The sequence below is a fragment of the Stenotrophomonas sp. STEN083 genome, assembly GCF_056759195.1.
Map to the genome: position 1 here is coordinate 1 of NZ_JBRRCU010000028.1, position 20,020 is coordinate 20,020.

Genomic DNA, 20,020 nt, shown 5'->3' on the forward strand with positions numbered 1-20,020 from the left:
AGCCACAGCCAAAGCCACAGCCGAAGCCACAGCAAAAGCCAAAGCCAAAGCCAAAGCAAAGCAAAGCCAAAAGCCAAAAGCCAAAAGCCAAAGCCAAAGCCAAGGCCAAAAACAGAAATCCCGGCTTTCGCCGGGCTGTCCTCAAACATCAGCTACCAGCGAAAAATCATTCGCCCGCTGCGTGACGCTCTTCGGCTTCCAGAATCTTCTGCTGATCGAAGGAGGCCATGATGTCCTTCATGATCGGCCAGGTGCCTTCGCGACCCAGTGCCGACACCAGGTACCACGGGCCAGTCCAGCCCAGCTCCTTGATGATCTGCTCAGCCGCTTCCTTGGCCTCATCCTCGAACATCAGGTCAGCCTTGTTCAGCACCAGCCAGCGCGGCTTCTTCAGCAGCTCCGGATCATGCTTGCCGAGCTCACGCTCGATCGCACGCACCTGCTCAACCGGCGAAATGCCTTCAACACCACCTTCCATCGGCGAGATGTCGACGAGGTGCAACAACAGACGGGTGCGCTGCAGATGGCGCAGGAACTGCGCACCCAGGCCGGCGCCGTCAGCCGCGCCTTCGATCAGGCCCGGAATATCGGCGATCACGAAGCTGCGGTAATTCTCGACCTTCACCACACCCAGGTTCGGGTACAAGGTGGTGAACGGGTAATCAGCGACCTTCGGCGTTGCCGCCGAAACCGCACGGATCAAGGTGCTCTTGCCCGCATTGGGGAAGCCCAGCAGGCCAACGTCGGCCAGCAGCTTCAGCTCCAGCTTGAGCAGGCGCTCTTCACCCTCTTCACCCGGCAGCGCCTGACGCGGCGCGCGGTTGGTGGAGCTCTTGAAGTGCATGTTGCCCAGGCCGCCCTTGCCGCCCTTGGCCACCAGCAGGCGGTCGCCGTGCGTGGTCATGTCGCCAATGACTTCGTCGGTATCGACGTTCATCACCACTGTGCCGACCGGCACTGTGATGACCAGGTCTTCGCCGCCCTTGCCGTAGGCCTGGCGGCCCATGCCGTTCTCGCCACGCTGCGCCTTGAAGATGCGGTCATGGCGGAAGTCGACCAAGGTGTTCAGGTTTGCGTCGGCGCGGATCCAGACGCTGCCGCCATTACCGCCATCGCCACCATCCGGACCACCGAGCGGAATGAACTTCTCGCGGCGAAAGCCGATACAGCCATTGCCGCCTTTGCCAGCGATGACTTCGATCTCCGCTTCGTCTACAAGTTTCATGAATTTAACGCCGGGATTAGGAAATGGGGATTGGGGAATAGCAAAAGCAGGTACTGCCCATTATCGGCCCTGCACCCCGGAATGTCGGGGTTCCAACGAAAAACCCCGCCGAAGCGGGGCTCTCGTCAGCAGCCCACACCGGAGTATGGGCGGCTTGCGCGTACGGAATTAAGCTTCCGTGACAACGCTGACGGTACGGCGCTTGTTGGCACCCTTCACCGTGAACTCAACCTTGCCATCGACCAGCGCAAACAGCGTGTGGTCACGGCCCAGGCCGACGCCTGCACCCGGGTGGAACTGGGTGCCGCGCTGACGCACGATGATGTTGCCAGCTTCGATGGCCTGGCCACCGAAGATCTTGACGCCGAGGTATTTCGGGTTGGAATCGCGACCGTTGCGCGAGGAACCTACGCCCTTTTTATGTGCCATGACGGATGCTCCTTAGCAATTAGCCGGCGATGCCGGTGATTTCGATTTCGGTGTAGTACTGACGGTGACCCTGACGCTTCATGTGGTGCTTGCGGCGACGGAACTTGATGATCCGGATCTTGTCGGCGCGGCCATGGGCCACAACCTTCGCGGTCACCGAAGCGCCCTTCAGCGCGTCACCCAGCTTGATGCCGTCGGCATCGCCGAGCATCAGGATGTTGTCAAACTTGATCTCGTTGCCAGCTTCGACTTCGAGTTTTTCCACGCGCAGGGTTTCACCCTGAACGACGCGGTACTGCTTACCGCCAGTTACCAGAACTGCATACATGACCAGACTTCCTCTGTAGTTATTGTGGTCGCCTTGCCCGCCATCGAGGGCGGACAGAAGCGGGATTTTACCGGGCGGACCGGGCTCGGGTCAACCCACCCCCTGCCCTGACGTGCCGGGACTGAACCCCGGTTCAGGCCCCGCCCCGGCATCCGGCCCACTGGCGGGAAACAGCACTGGCAAAACTGGCAATTGCCCCCAAATCACAAGGCCGCTAGGCTGATTGACTGCCGTCAGCGACGCCCCCACACACCCTGCTCCCGGCCCAGCCGGCAGCGGTCCAAATCGGATTTCCCATGGCGATGGATTTCATCCGCATCCGCGGTGCGCGGACGCACAATCTCAAGAACATCGATCTCGACCTGCCCCGCGACAAATTGATCGTGATCACCGGCTTGTCCGGCTCGGGCAAGTCCTCGTTGGCGTTCGACACCATCTACGCCGAAGGCCAGCGCCGCTATGTCGAGTCGTTGTCGGCGTATGCGCGGCAGTTCCTGAGCGTGATGGAAAAGCCCGACCTGGACCACATCGAAGGCCTGTCGCCGGCGATCTCCATCGAGCAGAAGTCTACCTCGCACAATCCGCGCTCCACCGTCGGCACCATCACCGAGATCTACGACTACCTGCGCCTGCTCTACGCCCGCGTCGGCAGCCCGCGCTGCCCAGACCATGGCTACCCGCTGGAAGCGCAGACCGTCAGCCAGATGGTCGACCAGGTCCTGACCCTGGATCCGGAGCAACGCTACATGCTGTTGGCGCCGGTGATCCGTGATCGCAAGGGCGAACACGCCCAGGTCTTCGACCAGCTGCGTGCGCAGGGCTTCGTGCGTGTACGCGTTGACGGCGAGCTGTATGAAATCGATGAAGTGCCGGCGCTGACCCTGCGCCAGAAGCACACCATCGAGGCCGTGGTGGATCGTTTCCGTCCGCGCGAAGACATCAAGCAGCGCTTGGCCGAAAGCTTTGAGACCGCGCTCAAGCTGGGCGATGGCATGGCCACGGTGATGACCCTGGATGCCGCCGACAGCACGCCGCAGCTGTTCTCCTCCAAGTACAGCTGCCCGGTCTGTGATTACGCGCTGCCGGAGCTGGAACCGCGCCTGTTCTCGTTCAACTCGCCGGTCGGCGCCTGCCCGGGCTGCGATGGCCTGGGCGTGGCCGAGTTCTTCGACCCGAACCGCGTGGTCGTGCATCCGGAGCTGTCGCTGGCCGCCGGTGCAGTGCGCGGCTGGGACAGGCGCAACGCCTATTACTTCCAGTTGATCGCCTCGCTGGCCAAGCACTACAAGTTCGACGTCGATGCCACCTGGCAGTCGCTGCCGGACAACGTGAAGCAGGCTGTGCTGTACGGCAGTGGCGAAGAGCAGATCACCTTCACCTATTTCACCGAAGCCGGTGGTCGCAACCAGCGCAAGCACCGCTTCGAAGGCATCATCCCCAACCTTGAGCGCCGTTACCGCGAGACCGAATCGCCTGCGGTGCGTGAGGAGCTGGCCAAGTACATCAGCTCGCGGCCATGCCCGGAGTGCAAGGGCGCGCGCTTGAACAAGGCCGCGCGCAACGTGTTTGTCGCCGACCGCCCGCTACCGGAAATCGCAGTACTGCCGATCGACGAAGCCAAGCGCTTCTTCAGCGAGCTGAGCCTGCCCGGTTGGCGTGGCGAGATCGCCACCAAGATCGTCAAGGAAATCGGTGAGCGACTCGGCTTCCTGGTCGACGTCGGCCTGGACTACCTCACCCTGGAGCGCAAGGCCGATACCTTGTCCGGCGGCGAAGCACAGCGCATTCGTCTTGCCTCGCAGATCGGCGCCGGCCTGGTCGGCGTGATGTACGTGCTCGACGAGCCGTCCATCGGCCTGCACCAGCGTGACAACGAGCGCCTGCTCGGCACCCTCACCCGTCTGCGTGATCTGGGCAATACAGTGATCGTGGTCGAGCACGACGAAGACGCGATCCGCTTGGCCGATTACGTGGTCGATATCGGCCCCGGTGCTGGCGTGCATGGCGGCGAAATCGTCGGCCAGGGCCAGCTGCAGGACCTGCTGGATGCTCCGCGCTCGCTGACCGGCCAATACCTGTCAGGCAAGCGTCGCATCGAAATTCCGGCACGCCGACACAAGCCCAACCCGAAGATGACGTTGCGCCTGCGCGGCGCCAGCGGTAACAACCTGAAGAACGTGGATCTGGACGTTCCGTCCGGCCTGTTGACCTGCGTGACCGGCGTGTCCGGCTCGGGCAAATCGACGCTGATCAACGACACCTTGTTCTCGCTGGCTGCCAACGAAATCAACGGTTCCTCGCACCCGATTGCCAAGTACAAGAGCGTCGAAGGCCTGGACCTGTTCGACAAAGTGGTGGACATCGACCAGTCACCGATTGGCCGCACGCCGCGCTCCAATCCGGCGACCTACACCGGCCTGTTCACACCGCTGCGCGAACTGTACGCACAGGTGCCGGAAGCGCGTGCCCGCGGTTACTCACCGGGCCGTTTCAGCTTCAACGTGCGTGGCGGCCGCTGCGAAGCCTGTCAGGGCGATGGCCTGATCAAGGTCGAAATGCACTTCCTGCCGGACGTGTACGTGCCTTGCGACGTCTGCCATGGCAAGCGCTACAACCGCGAGACGCTGGAGATCCTCTACAAGGGCTTCAACATCAACGATGTGCTGCAGATGACGGTCGAAGATGCCCTGCGCCTGTTCGAGCCAGTGCCGTCGATTGCACGCAAGCTGGAAACACTGATGGACGTCGGCTTGAGTTACATCAAACTGGGCCAGAGCGCGACTACGTTGTCGGGCGGTGAAGCACAGCGCGTGAAGCTGTCCAAGGAACTGTCGCGCCGCGATACCGGCCGCACCCTGTATATCCTCGACGAACCGACCACCGGCCTGCACTTCCACGACATCGAAGCCCTGCTCGGCGTGCTGCACAAGCTGCGCGACGAAGGCAATACCGTGGTGGTGATCGAGCACAACCTGGACGTGATCAAGACTGCTGACTGGATCGTGGATCTGGGTCCGGAAGGCGGTCATCGTGGCGGCACCGTACTGGTCACCGGTACGCCGGAAGACGTGGCGGCGCATCCGGATTCCTACACCGGTCAGTTCCTGGCCAAGATGCTGCCGAACACCAGCGCGCGCCCGGAGCAACCGGCAGCTGTGGCCAACAAGCCTGATGCGCGCCCGCCGCGCAAGGAAAAGCCGGCCAAGAAAACGGCGACCAAAAAGGCTGCCGCACCCGCAAAGAAGAAGGCTGCGAAATGAGCAACGAACACAAGCAACTGGCCCGCGTACCGATCAGCGTGCGCTGGCGCGACATGGACTCGATGGGCCACGTCAACAACGCCAAGTACGTTTCCTACCTGGAAGAAGCGCGCGTACGCTGGATGCTGGGTGTAGAAGGCGTGTCGATGACTGACCGCATCGCGCCAGTGGTGGCCAACACCAACATCAACTACCGCCTGCCGATCGTGTGGCCGAACGATATCGTGGTCGAGCTGTTCGTCGAGCGCCTGGGCAACAGCAGCGTGACCATTGGTCACCGCATCGTTGACCAGAACGACGACAGCAAGCTGTATTCGGACGGCAATGTGGTGGTGGTCTGGATGGATACGCAAACGGGCAAGAGTGCGCCGTTGCCTGAGGCTGTGAGGGGCGCTTCGAGCTGAGCGGAAGCGAAGCCTGCAGATCGTAAAAATGTCTGAAACCTCCCTTCTCCCGCATGCGGGGTTAAGAACAGGCGTTTACGAGCCAAAGGCTCGTGACTGTTCGTACGCCCCGTGTGCTACACGGGGCCGGGGCGCGGAGCGAGGTGCCCGCAAGGGCGGATGAGGGGAGCTTTTGAAGCTTTTGAAGCTATTAGAGCTTTTGGAGCTTTAAAGCGCCCTCACCCCAACCCCTCTCCCGCGAGCGGGAGAGGGGCTTCAGCTGCAGTTGCGGGCTTGGCGGTGAACTGCCGGCATTCGCGCCGTCTTACTTCAACGCAACCTTCGGAAAATCCACCGGTACATCCAACGCCACGTTGATGTAGTTGGTGAACAGGTTCAACGCCACATGCGCGAGAATCTCGACGATCTGTTCGTCGCCGAAGCCCACGCTACGCAGCTCCGCCACATCGGCATCGTCCAGCTGCGCACGCTGCTCCACCACTTTCAGCGCGAATCTCAATGCCGCAGCAGTACGCGCGTCTTCGGACTGACCCGCCTGTGCCGATGCCATCTCCGCCGCACTAGCACCCGCCTTCTGCCCCAGCACGGTGTGCGCGGCCAGGCAGTATTCGCAGCTGTTGCGATTGGCGATGGCGACGGCAAGCTGCTCGCCGAGCTTGCTGCCAAGGCTGCCATTGCCCAGGGCGCCAAACGCTCCCCACATGCTCTGCAATGCCGCCGGTGAATTAGCGACGGCCTTGAACATGTTCGGCGTAGCGCCGAAGGCTTTGCGGATCTGCGCCAACAGCGGCTGACTGGCGGCCGGAGCGGTCTGGGTCTGCAGATTGATGCGTGACATGGTGATCTCCTGATCGATTGGGATGGCTACCGGGCCGTCAGCCCGTGAAAGAAGTATCCCGCCCGCACCAGAACCATTTGATACGATCAGTCCATCAAACAAACCAATTGATACAGATGAGCACCCTCCCACCGGTGGATCGCCTGGCCGGCGTTTTGGAAAATTTCCGCTTCCAGGCGCAGCTGTTTCACTCTGGCCCGCTGTGCGGGCTGACCAGCTTCGACGCGGGCGAAGGCCATGCTTACCTGCATGTGTTGCGGCGCGGCCAGCTCGAGGTCAGCCATCCCGGCAGCCGCGATATCCCTGCCTCGATGCACTTCGAGGAACCGACGCTGCTGTTCTATCCGCGCCCGTTCAATCACCGCTTCCACAACCCACCGCGCGAGGGCGCTGACTTCACCTGCGCGCGGCTTGATTTCGATGGCGGCATCGCGCATCCGCTGGTGCGAGGACTGCCGTCGCTGATCGCATTGCCGCTGGCACGCATCCCAGGCCTGGCAGTGACGCTGGAACTGCTATTCAACGAGACCGACAACGTCCGCTGTGGCCAGCGCCTGCTGACCGATCGTCTGTTCGAAGTCGTGGTGATACAGTTGCTGCGCTGGCTGCTGGATCATCCGCAGGAAGCCGGTATACCCGCCGGTTTCATCACCGGGCTGTCGGATCAACGCTTGTCGCGTGCCTTGGCGGCCATGCACGATCGCCCCGGCGAGAGCTGGACACTCAGCAGCCTCGCCGAACAGGCCGGCATGTCGCGCACCGCGTTTGCCAACAGCTTTCGCGACATCGTTGGACAGACGCCGTTGGACTACCTCACCGATTGGCGCATCGCGCTGGCCCAGCGCCGGCTGCGGCAAGGCCGGCCGATCAAGACGCTGGCCGAGGAGCTGGGCTATGCCAATGCCTCGGCGCTGTCACGCGTGTTCGCATCCAGAACCGGGATGTCGCCGCGCGACTGGCTGAAGCAGGCCGATGCCTGATCAGCGCGCAGGCGCCTCGCGCCGTACCTGCAACATGCCGTCGACCTTGGTTCCATCTTCCAGGCTCAGCCGCAAGGGCAACTGCGCGCCTTCCGCCAGCGGCACTTCCGGTTGCATCAGCATCAAGTGCAGACCGCCGGGCTTGAGCTCGGCCGATGCACCCGCGGCAATCGGCAAGCGATCGATCTCCCGCATCCGACTGACGCCTTGCGTGACCGTGGTTTCATGCAGCGACACATCGCCAAAGGCCTTGCTGCCCGCGCCAATCACCACCACTTCGCTGGCGCAGCCGTTGCGGATGCGCGCAAAGCCTGCCGCCATTCGCATTGCCGCCGGCGTCAGTCGCACCCAGCCCTGTTCCACGGTCACACAGGCCGGTGCCGCAGCTGCGGCCTCGAAAGCACACAAGGCCAACAGTACGCACACGAATGGTTTGGTTATCATCAGGCCACGACTCCTTGCCGTACGAGAACCCGCAGCATGACCACGCTCATCGAAGTGATCAACCATGGCCCCATCCGTGAACTGCGCTTGGCGCGGCCGCCGGTCAACGCGCTGGATACCGAACTGTGCCGTGCACTGATTGCCGCCGTCACCGTGGCCATGACCGACGACGTGCACGGCATCGTGCTGTCCGGCAGCGAGCGGATCTTCACCGGCGGCATGGACGTGCCGCACTTGCTCTCGCATGGTGATGACAAGCGCAAATTGATGGATAGCTGGCAGGCCTTCTTCGGGGCCGCCCGCGTGCTGGCCGAGAGCCGCGTGCCGGTGGTGGCCGCGCTGACCGGCCATTCACCAGCTGGGGGCTGCGTGCTGGCGCTGTGCTGCGATTACCGGGTGATGGCGCGCAGCATCGACCCGGCAAAACCCTATGTGATCGGTCTGAACGAGGTGCAGGTGGGCCTGGTCGCGCCGGAAGGCATCCAACGCCTGATGCGCCGAGTGGTTGGTCACCACCGTGCCGGGGTATTGCTGACCGGCGGCCAGCTGGTCAGCGCCGAGCGCGCCCTGGAGATCGGCCTGGTCGATGAACTGGCTGACGGCGCGCCACAGGTGGTCGAACGCGCCATCGGCTGGCTGCAGGCCCAGCTCAAGCTGCCGGCGCAGCCGATGCTGCAGACCCGCGCCATCGCCCGCGCCGACCTGCACGAGGCAATGCAAGCCGAGCACATCCAGCTGGAGCGCTTCGTCGAGGCCTGGTTCTCGCCGGATGCGCAGGGCGCTTTGCAGGCCTTGGCTGCTCGCCTGGGCAAGAACTGAGCAGCACTCGCTCCGGGCTGGGGATCGGTACCGACGGCAGCGCCTGCCCGCGTTCACCCTCCCATGCTCGCCTATAATCGCGGCCTGTCGAAATGAAGGCCGCCGCCTTGTCCAACACGCCCGAACCCGTGGTATCCGAGCTGATTGACCTGCTGTCGCTAGAGCGGCTGGAGGACAACCTGTTCCGTGGCCAGAGCCGCGATATCGGCACCAAGTACGTGTTCGGCGGGCAGGTGCTGGGCCAGGCACTGGCCGCCGCGCAGGCAACGGTCGAGAACGGCCGTCACGTGCATTCACTGCATGCTTACTTCCTGCGCGCCGGCAATATTGACCACCCCATCGTCTATGACGTGGACCGCACCCGTGATGGCGGCAGCTTCTCGGTGCGCCGGGTCACCGCGATCCAGCACGGCAAGGTGATCTTCTTCTGCGCGGCCTCGTTCCAGCAGGCCGAAAGCGGCGCCGAGCACCAGCACAAGATGCCGGACGTGCCGCAGCCCGAGGACATCGAGCCGAGCCGCCCGCTGCCCCCCGATGTGTTGGAGCGCTTGCCAGTGAAGGTGCAGCGCTGGCTTTCGCGAGGCGGTCCGTTCGAGTTCCGCCATGTCTATCCGCGTGACGAACTGAACCCGCCCAAGCGTCCGCCCTATCACCAGGTGTGGCTGCGCTTGAACGAGAAGATCGGCGACGCGCCGGAGCTGCACCAGGCGCTGTTGGCCTATGCCTCCGATTTCCATCTGCTCGGCACGGCGACCTTCCCGCACGGCATCAGCTACTACCAGCCGCATGTGCAGATGGCCTCGCTGGACCACGCGATCTGGTTCCACCGCCCGTTCCGCGCCGACGACTGGCTGCTGTACTCGCTGGACAGCCCGAGCGCGCAGGACTCGCGCGGTCTGGCGCGTGGCCAGTTCTATACCCGCGATGGCGTGCTGGTCGCCAGTACCGCACAGGAAGGTCTGATCCGCGTGACCCCCGACGACAACGAAGCGAGCAAGGGCTGAACCATGCGCAAGATTTTCAGCAGCCAGCGCGTCGAGAACGCCGAAGGTGTCGCGCAGATCCTGCGCGATGCCGGCATCGAGGTGCGCGTCACCAACGGCCGCTCGTACCACAGCAAACGCCGCGGCCAGTTCAGCTATACCGACAAGGTCAACAACGAGAACCAGCCCGCGGTCTGGGTGGTGCATGCCAACGACCAGCCGCGTGCGCGCGAGATCCTGCGCGACAAGCGTCTGCTCGACACCACCCGCCGCGACCATCCCACCGCCGAATACGCCTTCCGCGAAGCACCCGCCGAGGTCGGCAATGGCCGCAGCTGGGCCTGGCGCATCCGCATCGCGCTGCTGGTGGTGATTGCCGGCGTGGCGCTGGTGATCATGATGCGCCATCGCACTGCGCCGACCACCGCTCCGGCTGCCCCCGCCGTGCAGGCACAGCCAGCCCAGCAGCAACCCAGCGAAGACGAGTTCCGCGTTCGCATCCAGTCCCAGCCTGACAGCCCACCGCCGGCTCCGGCTCCGGCTCCGGCTCCGGCTCCGGAAAAATAATCGGTCACATCGGGCTTCGGTGCCCGTCCTGTTTGGCAGTACCGTCGAAAAGGCCTGTCCGATGAGCACCGAAGCGCTGGAGATCATGCTGCAGAACGAGCTGCCTGCCGCCCGCAAGGGCTGCACGCAGTCCTATGGACGCATCGTGCTTGGTTGCCAGAACACGGTGACCGCCATTGCCCTGGCCATCACCCGCGACGTTCAGGCCAGCGAGGACATCGCCCAGGAAGCCTTCATCAAGGCCTGGCAGCAGCTGACGCAGCTCAACAACGCTTCCAGTTTCCTGCCGTGGTTGCGCCAGATCACCCGCAACCTCGCCCGCGACTGGCTGCGCGCCAACCGCAACCGGCCGCTCAGCGGCGAAGGCGCGGAAATCGCCATCAGCATGGCTGCCGATCCCTCGCCCAATGGCGTCGATGCGCTGGCGCGGGTGGAAGAAGAACTGGTCGCCGAGGAAATCATCTCGGCCCTGCCCGAAGACAGCCGCGAAGCCCTGCTGCTGTACTACCGCGAAGGTCAAAGCTCGCAGCAGGTGGCCATGCTGCTCGGCCTGAGCGATGCCGCCGTGCGCAAGCGCCTGTCGCGTGCCCGCGCCAGCGTGCGTGAGGAGATGCTCAAGCGCTTTGGTGAGTTCGCACGCACCACGGCACCGGGCGCGGCTTTCGCTGCGCTGATCAGCTCGACGCTGATGCTGGCAGCCCCCGGTGCAGCCAGCGCTGCGATCATCGCCAGCAGTGCAGGCGTTGCCGGCACGGGCGCTGGCAAACTCGGCCTGGGCGGACTGGGCGCCAGCACCGCCAGCAGCGGCGCCGCAGCGGGCACCCTCGGGGCCGCTGCAAACGTCCTGTTTCCCAGCATGTTCGAGCTGTGGTTGGTGCTTGGTTCCATCGCGCTTGGTGTCCTGGGCGCCTACCTCTCCAATCTCTACCTCCTGCGCTATGCCGAGACCCCTGAGGAAACCCAGCGTGTTCGCCGCTTCATGCGCTTGCACACCATCAGTGCGTTCGTGTTCTGCGTCTGCGCCCTGGCTGGCGTGGTACTGCGCTTGGGCCTGGTTGGCGGACTGCTGATCCTGGCGGCAGGCATGGCCGCCTTGAACTACCAGTATCTGGTCACCCTGCCGCGGGCGATGGCACCGATGCTCGCCCGCGATGCTGCACGCCATGGCCGCAAGGGGCCGTCCTGGGTCTACCGGAGCATGTTTGGGCGCAGCGCCGTGATTGCCACATCAGTGCTGGCGGTGGCGGCGACGTTGTACGCACTGCTGCAGCAGTGATTACTCACAACAAAACACCCCCGCTGCTGCCAGCGGGGGTGTTGTCGATCGGCGCCTTTGTGCAACTTACTTCTCAGCCGGAGACTGCGCCGGCACCGGGCCGCGCGGGCCACGATGATCGCGATGACCGTCCTTGCGTGCGGCCTGCAGTTCTTCCGGGCTCAACTTGCCGTCCTTGTTGGTATCGGCCTTGGCAAACCATTCGGCACGACGCTGTTCGGCACGGGCCTGACGATCAGCCTGGTCGATATAGCCATCCTTGTTTACATCCAGGCGGGTGAAATTGGCCTGGTACTCGGCGGTGCTGATGCGGCCGTCGTTGTCGGTATCCATGCCGCGCAGGAAGCCGCCATCGCGCTGACCACGATGTCCGCCGTGGCGATCACCGCCGTGACGTCCGCCATGCCGCATCTGCGCCATCTCCTCGCGCGACAGCTTGCCGTCCTTGTTCTTGTCCAGCTCGTCGAAACGCTGCGCCAGATGCGGACGCGCCGCTGCTTCCTGACGATCAACCACGCCATCATTGTTGGCATCCAGGCGCTGTGGCGCCGGGCCGGTGCTGGTCGGCGCGGCCGCGAACACCAGGCCGGTCGCCGAGGTGGCCAGCAGCATCACCAGCAGGAGGAGAGGTTTGCGATGGGTCTTGGTCATGGTGTGGCTCCGTGGTGAGACAGCGGACGCGGCATTGCGTCCTCGCTACGGTCAACGCTCCGGCCGCCGGTTCGGTTGACCTGTGCCCCGGCGATATTCATCACGCAGACAGGCGCAGGATTTGCGACGCGCCACCGCTATGCTGTGCGCATGGCTGCCCATGGCGAAAACAACGAAGAACTGCGCCTGTTCCAGACCGGCGAGCATCCCTGCGGCTATTGGCCGGAACGGCAGGCGCGCGACCTTGTGCTGGATCCCCAGGACGAGCGTCTGGGCGCGCTTTACCCGATGGCGCTGACCTGGGGCTTCCGCCGCTCCGGTGACCTGGTATACCGCCCGCACTGCGAAGGCTGCCGCGCCTGCGTGCCGGTGCGCATACCGGTGGAGCGCTTCAACCCGGACCGCAGCCAGCGGCGCTGCTTGGCGCATAACGCCGACCTGCAATGCCGGATTCTGCCGGCCGAGCGCACCGACGAGCAGTTCGCGCTGTATCAGCGCTACCTGTCCCACCGCCATGCCAAGGGCGGCATGGACGAACACGGCCCGCATGAGTTCGACCAGTTCCTGATCGGCAGCTGGTCACACGGCCGCTTCATGGAAATCCGCACGCCGGGCGCGGCCGGCAAACGCGGGCAGCTGCTGGCCGTCGCCGTCACCGATGTCACCGACCTCGGGCTGTCTGCGGTCTATACGTTCTTTGATCCGGACGAAGAAAAACGCAGCCTCGGCACCTTCGGCATCCTGCAGCAGATTGCCTGGGCACAGCGCAACGGGCTGCCGCATTTATATCTGGGCTATTGGATCAACGGTCACCGCAAGATGGATTACAAGCGACGCTTCCATCCGCTGGAGTATTTCGATGGCAAGCGCTGGGTGCAGGGCGAACAGGACCTTGGCAATGGCCGACCTTGATTGAGAAACGCCTCAATTGGGATTGCCTTGATGCACACTTAACTGGGATATATGCAGAATGGGAATGTCGTCGCGCATCGTGATGACGCAAGGAAGTATTCATTCAACAGGAGCAATGCGTGAAGACCCAACTTTTGATTCTGGCTGCAATTGGCACCTTGGCCCTCGCTGGCTGCAAGAAGACCGAAACCCCGGCCACCGACGCACCGGCAGCCACCCCGGCCGCTGCACCCGCAACTGCTGCAGCTGAAGTCACCCCGGCTCCGACCACCGACACCGTCAAGGCCGGCACCGGCGTTCCGGAATGCGACCAGTACCTTGAAAAGGTCTACGCATGCATCAGCGACAAGGTTCCCGAAGCCCAGCGCGACATGATGAAGCAGGGCATCGAGCAGTCGCGTAGCGCCTGGGCTGGCGTGACCGACAAGACCGAGCTGGCCAACCAGTGCAAGACCGCGCTGGAACAGGCCAAGACCAGCTTCGGCGCGATGGGCTGCACGTTCTAAGCAATGTAACAGCGCTATCCATGGACGCCCCGCTTGCGGGGCGTTCGTGTTTTCACAGTTTCATGTTTTCGCCTTATCGTCATGGCGACGTGAGAAAATCGGCGAATGCGCATCTCAACCCTACTCGCCCCGATGACCCTGCTGTTGGCAGCCTGCTCCACCTCACCCAGCGGCAGCGCCAGCCAGCCTGCCCAGCTGCGGCTGGCAACCTACAACACCTCCCTGTATTCCGAAGAAGAAGGCGGTCTGATCCGCGAACTGCAAGGCGACAGCGCGCACGCGCGCAAGATCGCTGCTGTACTGCAGCAGACGCGGCCGGATCTGGTCCTGCTCAACGAATTCGATTTCGATGACGCGCATCGCGCCGCCGATCTTTTCCAACAACGCTATCTTGAAGTCGCCCAGCCCGGCGGCGGCGAAGCGCTGAAATACCCTTACCGCTACCTGGCCCCAGTCAACACCGGCGTGCCCAGCGGCCTGGACCTGGACAACAACGGCACCGTCGGCGGCAAGGGCCGCGAGCGTGGCAACGATGCCTGGGGATACGGCCTGCACCCGGGCCAGTACGGCATGCTGGTGCTGTCCAAATACCCGATCGACGAAGCTGCAGTGCGCACCTTCCAGCTGTTGAAGTGGAGCACCATGCCCGGTGCGTTGCGTCCGGTCGAGCCGACTACCGGCAAATCGTTCTGGCCGGATGCGGTGTGGTCACAGCTGCGACTGTCGTCCAAGTCGCATTGGGACGTACCGGTGCGCACCCCGCTGGGCACCGTGCATGTACTGGCATCGCACCCCACCCCGCCGGTGTTTGACGGCAAGGAAAAGCGCAACGCCGCCCGCAACCACGACGAACTGCGGCTATGGAAGGAATACCTGGACGGCAGCGACAAGCCTTGGCTGTGCGATGACAAGGGCAGCTGCGGCGGCCTGGCCGCCGATGCGCGCTTTGTCATCGTCGGCGATCTGAACAACGATCCGGCCGACGGCGACGGCCGCCACGACGCCATCCTCGAACTGCTGGAACACCCGCGCGTGCTGCGCTATCCGACCCCGACCAGCGTCGGTGCCGAGCAGACCAGCCTGGCCTATGCAGAGAAAGGCATCGTCCGCCGCGGCGCCCCGCAGCACGCCACCGGCGACTTCGGCCCGCGCTCAGGGACGATGCGTCTGGACTATGTACTGCCCTCGACCGGCCTGAGCTACGTCGGCAGCGGCGTGTTCTGGCCCGCCAATGACAGCCTGGAGGCGAAGATCGCCGACGGCAGCGACCACCATCTTGTCTGGGTGGATGTGCGCTGAAAAAAACGCCGGCTAAGCCGGCGTTTTTTTTTGGCTTCTGGATTTTGTGGGAGCGGCGTAAGCCGCGAAGCTTGAACACCATCAGATGACAATGCATTCCGCTGCTGCAGCATTGCCAGCTTCGCGGCTTACGCCGCTCCCACAAGCGCGCGGGCGACTGCTGGTGCGGGGGATGCATCACAGCAGCGAAGCTTTACCCCTCCCCAACCCTCCCCTTGCCTTCGGCAAAGGGAGGGAGCCAAGCTCAGCGCAGCTCGATTCCAATTGCCGCTGCAGCATCACGTGCGATCGCGCGTGCCTGATCCACATCGGCGGCGCGCGCCAGGGTCACGCCGACGCGGCGTTGGCCCTGCACCATCGGCTTGCCGAACAGGCGCAGTGCCGAATCCGGATGGATCAGTGCTTCGGCCACGTTGCTGAAGAACGGTACGCCATTGCCCTGCGCCAACATCGCACATGATGCCGATGCGCCGTTATGGCGGATGGTCGGGATCGGCAGGCCCAGAATCGCCCGTGCATGCAGCGCGAACTCGCTCAGCTCCTGCGATACCAGGGTGACCAGGCCGGTGTCATGCGGACGCGGCGAGACCTCGCTGAACCACACCGCGTCACCCTTCACGAACAACTCGACACCGAACAGCCCCCAACCACCGAGGTCATCGGTGATTGCGCGGGCGATCTGCTGCGCGCCTTCCAATGCCTTGGCCGACATCGCCTGCGGCTGCCAGCTTTCGCGGTAATCGCCATCCTTCTGCAGGTGACCAACCGGGTCACAGAACGCAGTGCCCCCGGCATGGCGCACGGTCAGCAGGGTGATCTCGTAATCGAAATCGATGAAGCCTTCGACGATGCAGCGGCCAGCACCGGCGCGGCCGCCGGTCTGCGCGTACTCCCACGCTGGGCCGATGTCGGCGTCGCTGCGCAGCGTGCTCTGGCCCTTGCCCGACGACGACATTACTGGCTTGACCACGCATGGCAGACCGATCGCGGCGACGGCTTCGCGGTACTCGGTTTCGGTATCGACAAAGCGATACGGCGAAGTCGGCAGCCCCAACGTTTCGGCGGCCAGGCGACGGATGCCTTCGCGGTCCATGGTCAGGCGTGCGGCGCGCGCGGTCGGGATCACCCGCAAGCCCTGCTCGGCTTCCAGCTGCACCAGGGTTTCGGTGTGGATGGCCTCGATCTCCGGCACCACCAGATGTGGCTGCTCCTGCGCTATCAGCGCCTTCAGCGCGGCCGGGTCGAGCATGTCCAGCACATGGCTGCGGTGCGCGACCTGCATGGCCGGGGCATTGGCGTAACGGTCGGCGGCGATCACTTCCGCCCCGAAACGCTGCAGCTCGATGGCCACTTCCTTGCCCAGTTCGCCCGAACCAAGCAGCAGGACGCGGGTAGCGGATGGGGACAGCGGGGTACCGAGGGTGATCATCAGGCAGGTCCGGAAGGCACAAAAGAGGGTGCCTATTCTAGGCAAGGCGGCCCGGCGAGGGGGCGCCAGCCCGGACATGCGCAGCACACCCGGGGAATCAACGGGATGACCGTGGCGATGGCGAACCGGCTCGCTTCCCGGGTGCGCCGCGGCTACCCAGGCTACGGGTTCCCGAGGCTGGCGGGAGCCTTGTCAGAACAGCTTGCATGTTGATATCAATTTGATATCTTTAGTTCCAACTACCACGGAAGATGTGCCATGAAAGAGAAGTCCATCGGTTCCATTACCGGCATTCCCACCCTGCTTGGCACCCTCCTGATGATGCTTGCGGGCACCATCGCGATCATCGCAGCGATCGTAGTCACCAAGAACGGCACCGGTGGTGGCGGGCCAATGGTGATCGGCGGCATCGCATTGGTGGTCGTCGGCCTCTTCCTCAGCTGCGGCCTGTACATGGTCCAGCCCAACCAGGTGGCCGTGATCAGTCTGTTTGGCAAGTACGTCGGTACGGTCAAGGAGAACGGTCTGCGCTGGAACAACCCGTTCTTCAGCAAGCGCACCGTCAGCCAGCGCGTGCGCAACTTCGAAAGCGGCAAGCTCAAGGTCAATGAACTGGACGGTTCGCCGATCGAGATTGCTGCGGTCATCGTCTGGCAGGTCGTCGATGCTTCCGAAGCGGTCTACAACGTAGACGACTACGAGAGCTTCGTGCACATCCAATCCGAATCGGCGCTGCGGGCGATGGCCACCAGCTATCCCTATGACCAGCACACCGAAGGCCAGCTCGCCCTGCGCAGCCACGCCGCCGAGATCTCCCAGCACCTGAAGGACGAATTGGCCGAGCGCCTGGCCGATGCCGGCGTGCAGGTACTTGATGCCCGCATCAGCCACCTCGCCTATGCACCGGAAATCGCCCAGGCCATGCTGCAGCGCCAGCAGGCCAGCGCGGTGATCGCCGCGCGTACGCAGATCGTCGCCGGCGCCGTCGGCATGGTCGAGATGGCACTGCTGGAACTGCAGAAGAACGCCGTCGTCACCCTCGACGAGGAGCGCAAGGCGCACATGGTCAGCAACCTGTTGACGGTGCTGTGCTCGGACCGCGGCACCCAGCCGATCGTCAATGCCGGTTCGCTGTACTGAACAACGTAGTGAGGTAAACGCAGTGAATGTCTTCGCCCCCCTGATCATCGCCGCCACCGGCATCCCTGCTCTCTGCTTTGCTGTATGGAGCGGACGCCCCGGCACCGCACACGCACGCGGGCTGGGCCTGCGCTGGGCCATGATCGCACTGTGCATGTTCGTGGCTGCCACTGGCGTCTACCTGGCCGGTGACAACCGCAACATCGCCTACGGCGTGATCATCGCACTGGTGGTGGCGGTCAATGCGCTGGGCATCTCTCTGGTGCTGCATCTACGTCGCGGCAACAACGGAGCACCCCGCCGGTGAGCGAGAAGAAGGCCTATCCGCTGCGCATCAACGCTGATGTTCTGGCCGCGACCCAGCGCTGGGCCGACGACGAACTGCGCAGCCTCAACGCGCAGATCGAGTATGTGATCCGCGACGCCCTGCGCAAGGCCGGGCGTCTACCCAAACCTGAGCAAGAACCCAAGGAAGAGCCATGAGCACGCAGTGGAAATATCTGGTCGTGGAACTGAAGACCACCCTGATGGGCAGCTTCAAGACCGAAGCGCTGCAGGAGGAGCTGGACAAGCAAGGCCGGCTTGGCTGGGAGCTGGTGAATGTGGTCCATGCCACACCGACCGTTTCTACCCCGACCCTGATCTTCAAGAAGGCGCAATGATGAAAGCATTGAGCGGATGGATCACAGCAGCGCTTTTTTCCCTCGCCAGCAGCGCACACGCTGCCGACCCGGCGGCCTTGGCCACCCAGTTGCTTGACCGGCTTGATGCTGGCCAATACGCGGCTGCGGAAGCGGACTTTTCGCCGCAGATGAAAGCGGCGGTACCGGCTGACAAGCTCAAGGCGGTGTGGGAATCCCTGCCCGCGCAGATGGGCGCAGCCGGTCCACGCGGCCCTGCTGTAACCAGCGAAGCCGACGGCTTCCGCATCGTCGTCGTTCCTTTGCACTATGCAAATGGCGGGCTGCAGGCACGCATCGTGCTTGATCAGGACGACAAGGTGGCAGGCTTCCTGGTGCAGCCTGCAGCGGCTGCGCCGGCACCACCGCCTGCGCCGGATGCCAGCGTCATCGAGCAGGACTTCAGCGTACCGGCCAGTGGTAACGCCAGCGCGCCACTGCCGGGCACGCTGACCCTGCCCAAGGGCAAGGGCCCCTTCCCCGCCATCGTGCTGGTGCATGGTTCCGGCCCGCAGGACCGCGATGAAACCATCGGCCCCAACCGCCCGTTCATGGACATTGCGCGCGGCCTCGCAGCGCAGGGCATTGCCGTGCTGCGCTACGAAAAGCGTAGCCACGCTCGCCCGCAGGATTTCAAAGGCAGCTTCAGCATCGATGACGAGACCTCTGACGACGCGGTCGCCGCGGTAAACGCGCTGGCAACGAACGCCAACATCGATCCCCGCCACGTCTATCTGCTGGGCCACAGCCAGGGAGGATTGCTGGCCGGGCGCATCGCCAAGGCGGCCAAAGGCAAGTTGGCAGGACTGGTGCTGCTTGCCGCACCCGCGCGACCCATCCTCGACCTGTTGGCCGAGCAGAATCGCTACATGCTCGGCCTGGATGGCGCGGTCAGCGCCGAGGACCAAGCCCAACTCACCGCACTGGATGCAGCTATCGCGAGCGTGCGCAGCAATCCGGAAGCTCGCCTGATGGATGTCCCCGGTCGGTTCTGGCAGCAGCTGGAAGCTGTCGACCCGATCGCCGATGCACGCGACAGCAAGCTGCCGGTGCTGGTGCTGCAGGGTGGCCGTGACTTTCAGGTGATCGACACCGACTGGCAGCTGTGGAACAAGGGACTGCAAGGTGAGCGCTACCGCTTCCGTCACTACCCAGCGCTCAACCACCTCGGCATCACCGGTGAAGGCAAGGGCTCATTGGAAGAATACGCGCGCCCGGGCCACGTCGATGCAGCACTGATCAACGACATCGCGCTATGGATCAAGGCGCAGCGATGAGCGGCCGCAACACCACGGCCATCGAGACAAAGGCATTCAACGTCGCCAAACCAACCAGCTCACTCCTGCTCTGGTTATGGGTGCCCATGCTGCTGGTGCTCAGCATCGATCCGCTGATCAGATTGTTCGCCGGCAAGCCGCCGTTCCAGGCGACATTCGCCTCCTGGGGCGGCTGGTTGGTACTGTCCTTGGTCGGTGCAGCGCTCACGTTGGCCTACCGTCGGCGGGCGCTGCACGTTGAACCCAAGCAATTGGCCATCGCCGCCACGCTGTACACACGACGAGTGCCACTGAGTTCGATGCGGCTGGAACGCGCGCGCGTGGTCAATTTCGCAGAGAATCCTGATTTCAAGCCGGGCGGGAAATCCAATGGATTCCAGTTTCCCGGGTTCCGCGCGGGCCACTTCCACATGAAAGGTGGCGGCAAGGCATTCTGCCTGATCACCGACGACAGCCGAGTGCTGGTGATTCCACTGCGCGACGGCAACAGCGTGCTGGTCAGCCCCGAGCAGCCACGCGCTCTGCTGGATGAACTCAGGCGACTGGCCGACAGCGGCGCACGGGCCTAAGCTG

Annotated in this window: 23 protein-coding genes; 16 read left to right on the top strand and 7 right to left on the bottom strand. The window is 63.8% G+C overall.

Annotation, left to right across the window (positions count from 1 at the left end; genetic code table 11):
- Positions 1-166: 166 nt before the first annotated feature.
- The 3 genes from obgE to rplU all read right to left on the bottom strand — a co-directional run bounded on the left by obgE (position 167) and on the right by rplU (position 1,982).
- Positions 167-1,225 carry a GTPase ObgE gene (gene obgE / locus ACVOK8_RS10240; RefSeq protein WP_481566716.1) on the bottom strand — a complete coding sequence of 353 codons (1,059 nt, stop codon included), beginning with the start codon at positions 1,223-1,225 and terminating at the stop codon, positions 167-169.
- Between the two features lie 168 nt (positions 1,226-1,393).
- Complete coding sequence (gene rpmA, locus ACVOK8_RS10245; RefSeq protein ID WP_282269141.1) at positions 1,394-1,654, bottom strand: 50S ribosomal protein L27; 261 nt, start codon at positions 1,652-1,654, stop codon at positions 1,394-1,396.
- A 19-nt stretch (positions 1,655-1,673) separates the two neighbouring features.
- The gene (gene rplU / locus ACVOK8_RS10250; protein ID WP_481511122.1) at positions 1,674-1,982 is read right to left on the bottom strand and encodes a 50S ribosomal protein L21; all 309 of its coding nucleotides are present in this window, start codon (positions 1,980-1,982) and stop codon (positions 1,674-1,676) included.
- A 296-nt stretch (positions 1,983-2,278) separates the two neighbouring features.
- Here rplU and uvrA point away from each other — a divergent pair, with 296 nt between their 5' ends.
- Together uvrA and ACVOK8_RS10260 are read left to right on the top strand one after the other, a co-directional pair.
- Positions 2,279-5,242, top strand: coding sequence for an excinuclease ABC subunit UvrA (gene uvrA / locus ACVOK8_RS10255; RefSeq protein WP_481566717.1), 2,964 nt, complete (start codon positions 2,279-2,281; stop codon positions 5,240-5,242).
- Positions 5,239-5,646: an acyl-CoA thioesterase gene (locus ACVOK8_RS10260; protein ID WP_296248213.1), complete on the top strand. Its 408-nt coding sequence runs from the start codon at positions 5,239-5,241 to the stop codon at positions 5,644-5,646. The genes uvrA and ACVOK8_RS10260 overlap by 4 nt, the downstream gene beginning before the upstream one ends.
- A gap of 304 nt (positions 5,647-5,950) precedes the next feature.
- On the opposite strand, the gene ACVOK8_RS10265 is transcribed toward ACVOK8_RS10260, so the two are convergent.
- Complete coding sequence (locus ACVOK8_RS10265) at positions 5,951-6,484, bottom strand: carboxymuconolactone decarboxylase family protein (RefSeq protein ID WP_481566718.1); 534 nt, start codon at positions 6,482-6,484, stop codon at positions 5,951-5,953.
- Positions 6,485-6,600: 116 nt separating this feature from the next.
- Here ACVOK8_RS10265 and ACVOK8_RS10270 point away from each other — a divergent pair, with 116 nt between their 5' ends.
- Positions 6,601-7,464, top strand: coding sequence for an AraC family transcriptional regulator (locus ACVOK8_RS10270; RefSeq protein ID WP_481566719.1), 864 nt, complete (start codon positions 6,601-6,603; stop codon positions 7,462-7,464).
- Here ACVOK8_RS10270 and ACVOK8_RS10275 read toward each other — a convergent pair whose 3' ends face one another.
- Positions 7,465-7,908, bottom strand: coding sequence for a copper chaperone PCu(A)C (locus ACVOK8_RS10275; protein WP_481566720.1), 444 nt, complete (start codon positions 7,906-7,908; stop codon positions 7,465-7,467).
- A 36-nt stretch (positions 7,909-7,944) separates the two neighbouring features.
- Here ACVOK8_RS10275 and ACVOK8_RS10280 point away from each other — a divergent pair, with 36 nt between their 5' ends.
- From ACVOK8_RS10280 to ACVOK8_RS10295, 4 genes are all read left to right on the top strand, one after another.
- Positions 7,945-8,727, top strand: coding sequence for an enoyl-CoA hydratase/isomerase family protein (locus tag ACVOK8_RS10280; protein WP_481566721.1), 783 nt, complete (start codon positions 7,945-7,947; stop codon positions 8,725-8,727).
- Positions 8,728-8,819: 92 nt separating this feature from the next.
- A complete protein-coding gene (tesB, locus tag ACVOK8_RS10285) occupies positions 8,820-9,731 on the top strand; it encodes an acyl-CoA thioesterase II (protein ID WP_481566722.1) in 912 nt (303 codons plus the stop codon).
- Between the two features lie 3 nt (positions 9,732-9,734).
- Entirely contained in the window at positions 9,735-10,277 is a 543-nt protein-coding gene (locus ACVOK8_RS10290; RefSeq protein ID WP_481566723.1) for a pathogenicity-like protein, read from the top strand.
- A gap of 61 nt (positions 10,278-10,338) precedes the next feature.
- The gene (locus tag ACVOK8_RS10295; protein WP_481566724.1) at positions 10,339-11,553 is read left to right on the top strand and encodes an RNA polymerase sigma factor; all 1,215 of its coding nucleotides are present in this window, start codon (positions 10,339-10,341) and stop codon (positions 11,551-11,553) included.
- Positions 11,554-11,619: 66 nt separating this feature from the next.
- On the opposite strand, the gene ACVOK8_RS10300 is transcribed toward ACVOK8_RS10295, so the two are convergent.
- The gene (locus ACVOK8_RS10300) at positions 11,620-12,204 is read right to left on the bottom strand and encodes an EF-hand domain-containing protein (RefSeq protein WP_481566725.1); all 585 of its coding nucleotides are present in this window, start codon (positions 12,202-12,204) and stop codon (positions 11,620-11,622) included.
- 150 nt (positions 12,205-12,354) lie between these two features.
- Between ACVOK8_RS10300 and ACVOK8_RS10305 the strand changes: the two genes are divergently transcribed.
- The 3 genes from ACVOK8_RS10305 to ACVOK8_RS10315 all read left to right on the top strand — a co-directional run bounded on the left by ACVOK8_RS10305 (position 12,355) and on the right by ACVOK8_RS10315 (position 14,921).
- On the top strand, positions 12,355-13,116 hold the full coding sequence (locus tag ACVOK8_RS10305) for an arginyltransferase (protein ID WP_481566726.1): 762 nt from the start codon (positions 12,355-12,357) through the stop codon (positions 13,114-13,116).
- Positions 13,117-13,235: 119 nt separating this feature from the next.
- Positions 13,236-13,622, top strand: a complete 387-nt coding sequence (locus ACVOK8_RS10310) for a hypothetical protein (protein ID WP_481566727.1) — start codon at positions 13,236-13,238, stop codon at positions 13,620-13,622.
- Between the two features lie 132 nt (positions 13,623-13,754).
- Positions 13,755-14,921, top strand: a complete 1,167-nt coding sequence (locus ACVOK8_RS10315; protein ID WP_481566755.1) for an endonuclease/exonuclease/phosphatase family protein — start codon at positions 13,755-13,757, stop codon at positions 14,919-14,921.
- Between the two features lie 244 nt (positions 14,922-15,165).
- On the opposite strand, the gene purT is transcribed toward ACVOK8_RS10315, so the two are convergent.
- Positions 15,166-16,350: a formate-dependent phosphoribosylglycinamide formyltransferase gene (gene purT / locus ACVOK8_RS10320; RefSeq protein WP_481566728.1), complete on the bottom strand. Its 1,185-nt coding sequence runs from the start codon at positions 16,348-16,350 to the stop codon at positions 15,166-15,168.
- Positions 16,351-16,608: 258 nt separating this feature from the next.
- Here purT and ACVOK8_RS10325 point away from each other — a divergent pair, with 258 nt between their 5' ends.
- From ACVOK8_RS10325 to ACVOK8_RS10350, 6 genes are read left to right on the top strand one after another with little or no spacing between them, the layout of a single operon-like run.
- The gene (locus ACVOK8_RS10325; RefSeq protein ID WP_481566729.1) at positions 16,609-17,490 is read left to right on the top strand and encodes an SPFH domain-containing protein; all 882 of its coding nucleotides are present in this window, start codon (positions 16,609-16,611) and stop codon (positions 17,488-17,490) included.
- 22 nt (positions 17,491-17,512) lie between these two features.
- A complete protein-coding gene (locus tag ACVOK8_RS10330; protein ID WP_481566730.1) occupies positions 17,513-17,797 on the top strand; it encodes a hypothetical protein in 285 nt (94 codons plus the stop codon).
- Positions 17,794-17,973, top strand: coding sequence for a type II toxin-antitoxin system antitoxin (locus tag ACVOK8_RS10335; RefSeq protein WP_282272483.1), 180 nt, complete (start codon positions 17,794-17,796; stop codon positions 17,971-17,973). The genes ACVOK8_RS10330 and ACVOK8_RS10335 overlap by 4 nt, the downstream gene beginning before the upstream one ends.
- Positions 17,970-18,152, top strand: coding sequence for a DUF4177 domain-containing protein (locus ACVOK8_RS10340; RefSeq protein WP_481554773.1), 183 nt, complete (start codon positions 17,970-17,972; stop codon positions 18,150-18,152). The genes ACVOK8_RS10335 and ACVOK8_RS10340 overlap by 4 nt, the downstream gene beginning before the upstream one ends.
- Entirely contained in the window at positions 18,149-19,447 is a 1,299-nt protein-coding gene (locus ACVOK8_RS10345; RefSeq protein WP_481566731.1) for an alpha/beta hydrolase, read from the top strand. Before ACVOK8_RS10340 ends, ACVOK8_RS10345 begins: the two co-directional genes overlap by 4 nt.
- Positions 19,444-20,016: a PH domain-containing protein gene (locus ACVOK8_RS10350; RefSeq protein ID WP_481566732.1), complete on the top strand. Its 573-nt coding sequence runs from the start codon at positions 19,444-19,446 to the stop codon at positions 20,014-20,016. Before ACVOK8_RS10345 ends, ACVOK8_RS10350 begins: the two co-directional genes overlap by 4 nt.
- The last annotated feature ends 4 nt before the right edge of the window (positions 20,017-20,020 follow it).

Coding starts and splice junctions, on each gene's coding strand:
- obgE (WP_481566716.1), bottom strand. CDS start 1,225: ATGAAACTTGTAGACGAAGCGGAGATCGAAGTCATCGCTGGCAAAGGC.
- rpmA (WP_282269141.1), bottom strand. CDS start 1,654: ATGGCACATAAAAAGGGCGTAGGTTCCTCGCGCAACGGTCGCGATTCC.
- rplU (WP_481511122.1), bottom strand. CDS start 1,982: ATGTATGCAGTTCTGGTAACTGGCGGTAAGCAGTACCGCGTCGTTCAG.
- uvrA (WP_481566717.1), top strand. CDS start 2,279: ATGGCGATGGATTTCATCCGCATCCGCGGTGCGCGGACGCACAATCTC.
- ACVOK8_RS10260 (WP_296248213.1), top strand. CDS start 5,239: ATGAGCAACGAACACAAGCAACTGGCCCGCGTACCGATCAGCGTGCGC.
- ACVOK8_RS10265 (WP_481566718.1), bottom strand. CDS start 6,484: ATGTCACGCATCAATCTGCAGACCCAGACCGCTCCGGCCGCCAGTCAG.
- ACVOK8_RS10270 (WP_481566719.1), top strand. CDS start 6,601: ATGAGCACCCTCCCACCGGTGGATCGCCTGGCCGGCGTTTTGGAAAAT.
- ACVOK8_RS10275 (WP_481566720.1), bottom strand. CDS start 7,908: ATGATAACCAAACCATTCGTGTGCGTACTGTTGGCCTTGTGTGCTTTC.
- ACVOK8_RS10280 (WP_481566721.1), top strand. CDS start 7,945: ATGACCACGCTCATCGAAGTGATCAACCATGGCCCCATCCGTGAACTG.
- tesB (WP_481566722.1), top strand. CDS start 8,820: ATGAAGGCCGCCGCCTTGTCCAACACGCCCGAACCCGTGGTATCCGAG.
- ACVOK8_RS10290 (WP_481566723.1), top strand. CDS start 9,735: ATGCGCAAGATTTTCAGCAGCCAGCGCGTCGAGAACGCCGAAGGTGTC.
- ACVOK8_RS10295 (WP_481566724.1), top strand. CDS start 10,339: ATGAGCACCGAAGCGCTGGAGATCATGCTGCAGAACGAGCTGCCTGCC.
- ACVOK8_RS10300 (WP_481566725.1), bottom strand. CDS start 12,204: ATGACCAAGACCCATCGCAAACCTCTCCTCCTGCTGGTGATGCTGCTG.
- ACVOK8_RS10305 (WP_481566726.1), top strand. CDS start 12,355: ATGGCTGCCCATGGCGAAAACAACGAAGAACTGCGCCTGTTCCAGACC.
- ACVOK8_RS10315 (WP_481566755.1), top strand. CDS start 13,755: ATGACCCTGCTGTTGGCAGCCTGCTCCACCTCACCCAGCGGCAGCGCC.
- purT (WP_481566728.1), bottom strand. CDS start 16,350: ATGATCACCCTCGGTACCCCGCTGTCCCCATCCGCTACCCGCGTCCTG.
- ACVOK8_RS10325 (WP_481566729.1), top strand. CDS start 16,609: ATGAAAGAGAAGTCCATCGGTTCCATTACCGGCATTCCCACCCTGCTT.
- ACVOK8_RS10340 (WP_481554773.1), top strand. CDS start 17,970: ATGAGCACGCAGTGGAAATATCTGGTCGTGGAACTGAAGACCACCCTG.
- ACVOK8_RS10345 (WP_481566731.1), top strand. CDS start 18,149: ATGATGAAAGCATTGAGCGGATGGATCACAGCAGCGCTTTTTTCCCTC.
- ACVOK8_RS10350 (WP_481566732.1), top strand. CDS start 19,444: ATGAGCGGCCGCAACACCACGGCCATCGAGACAAAGGCATTCAACGTC.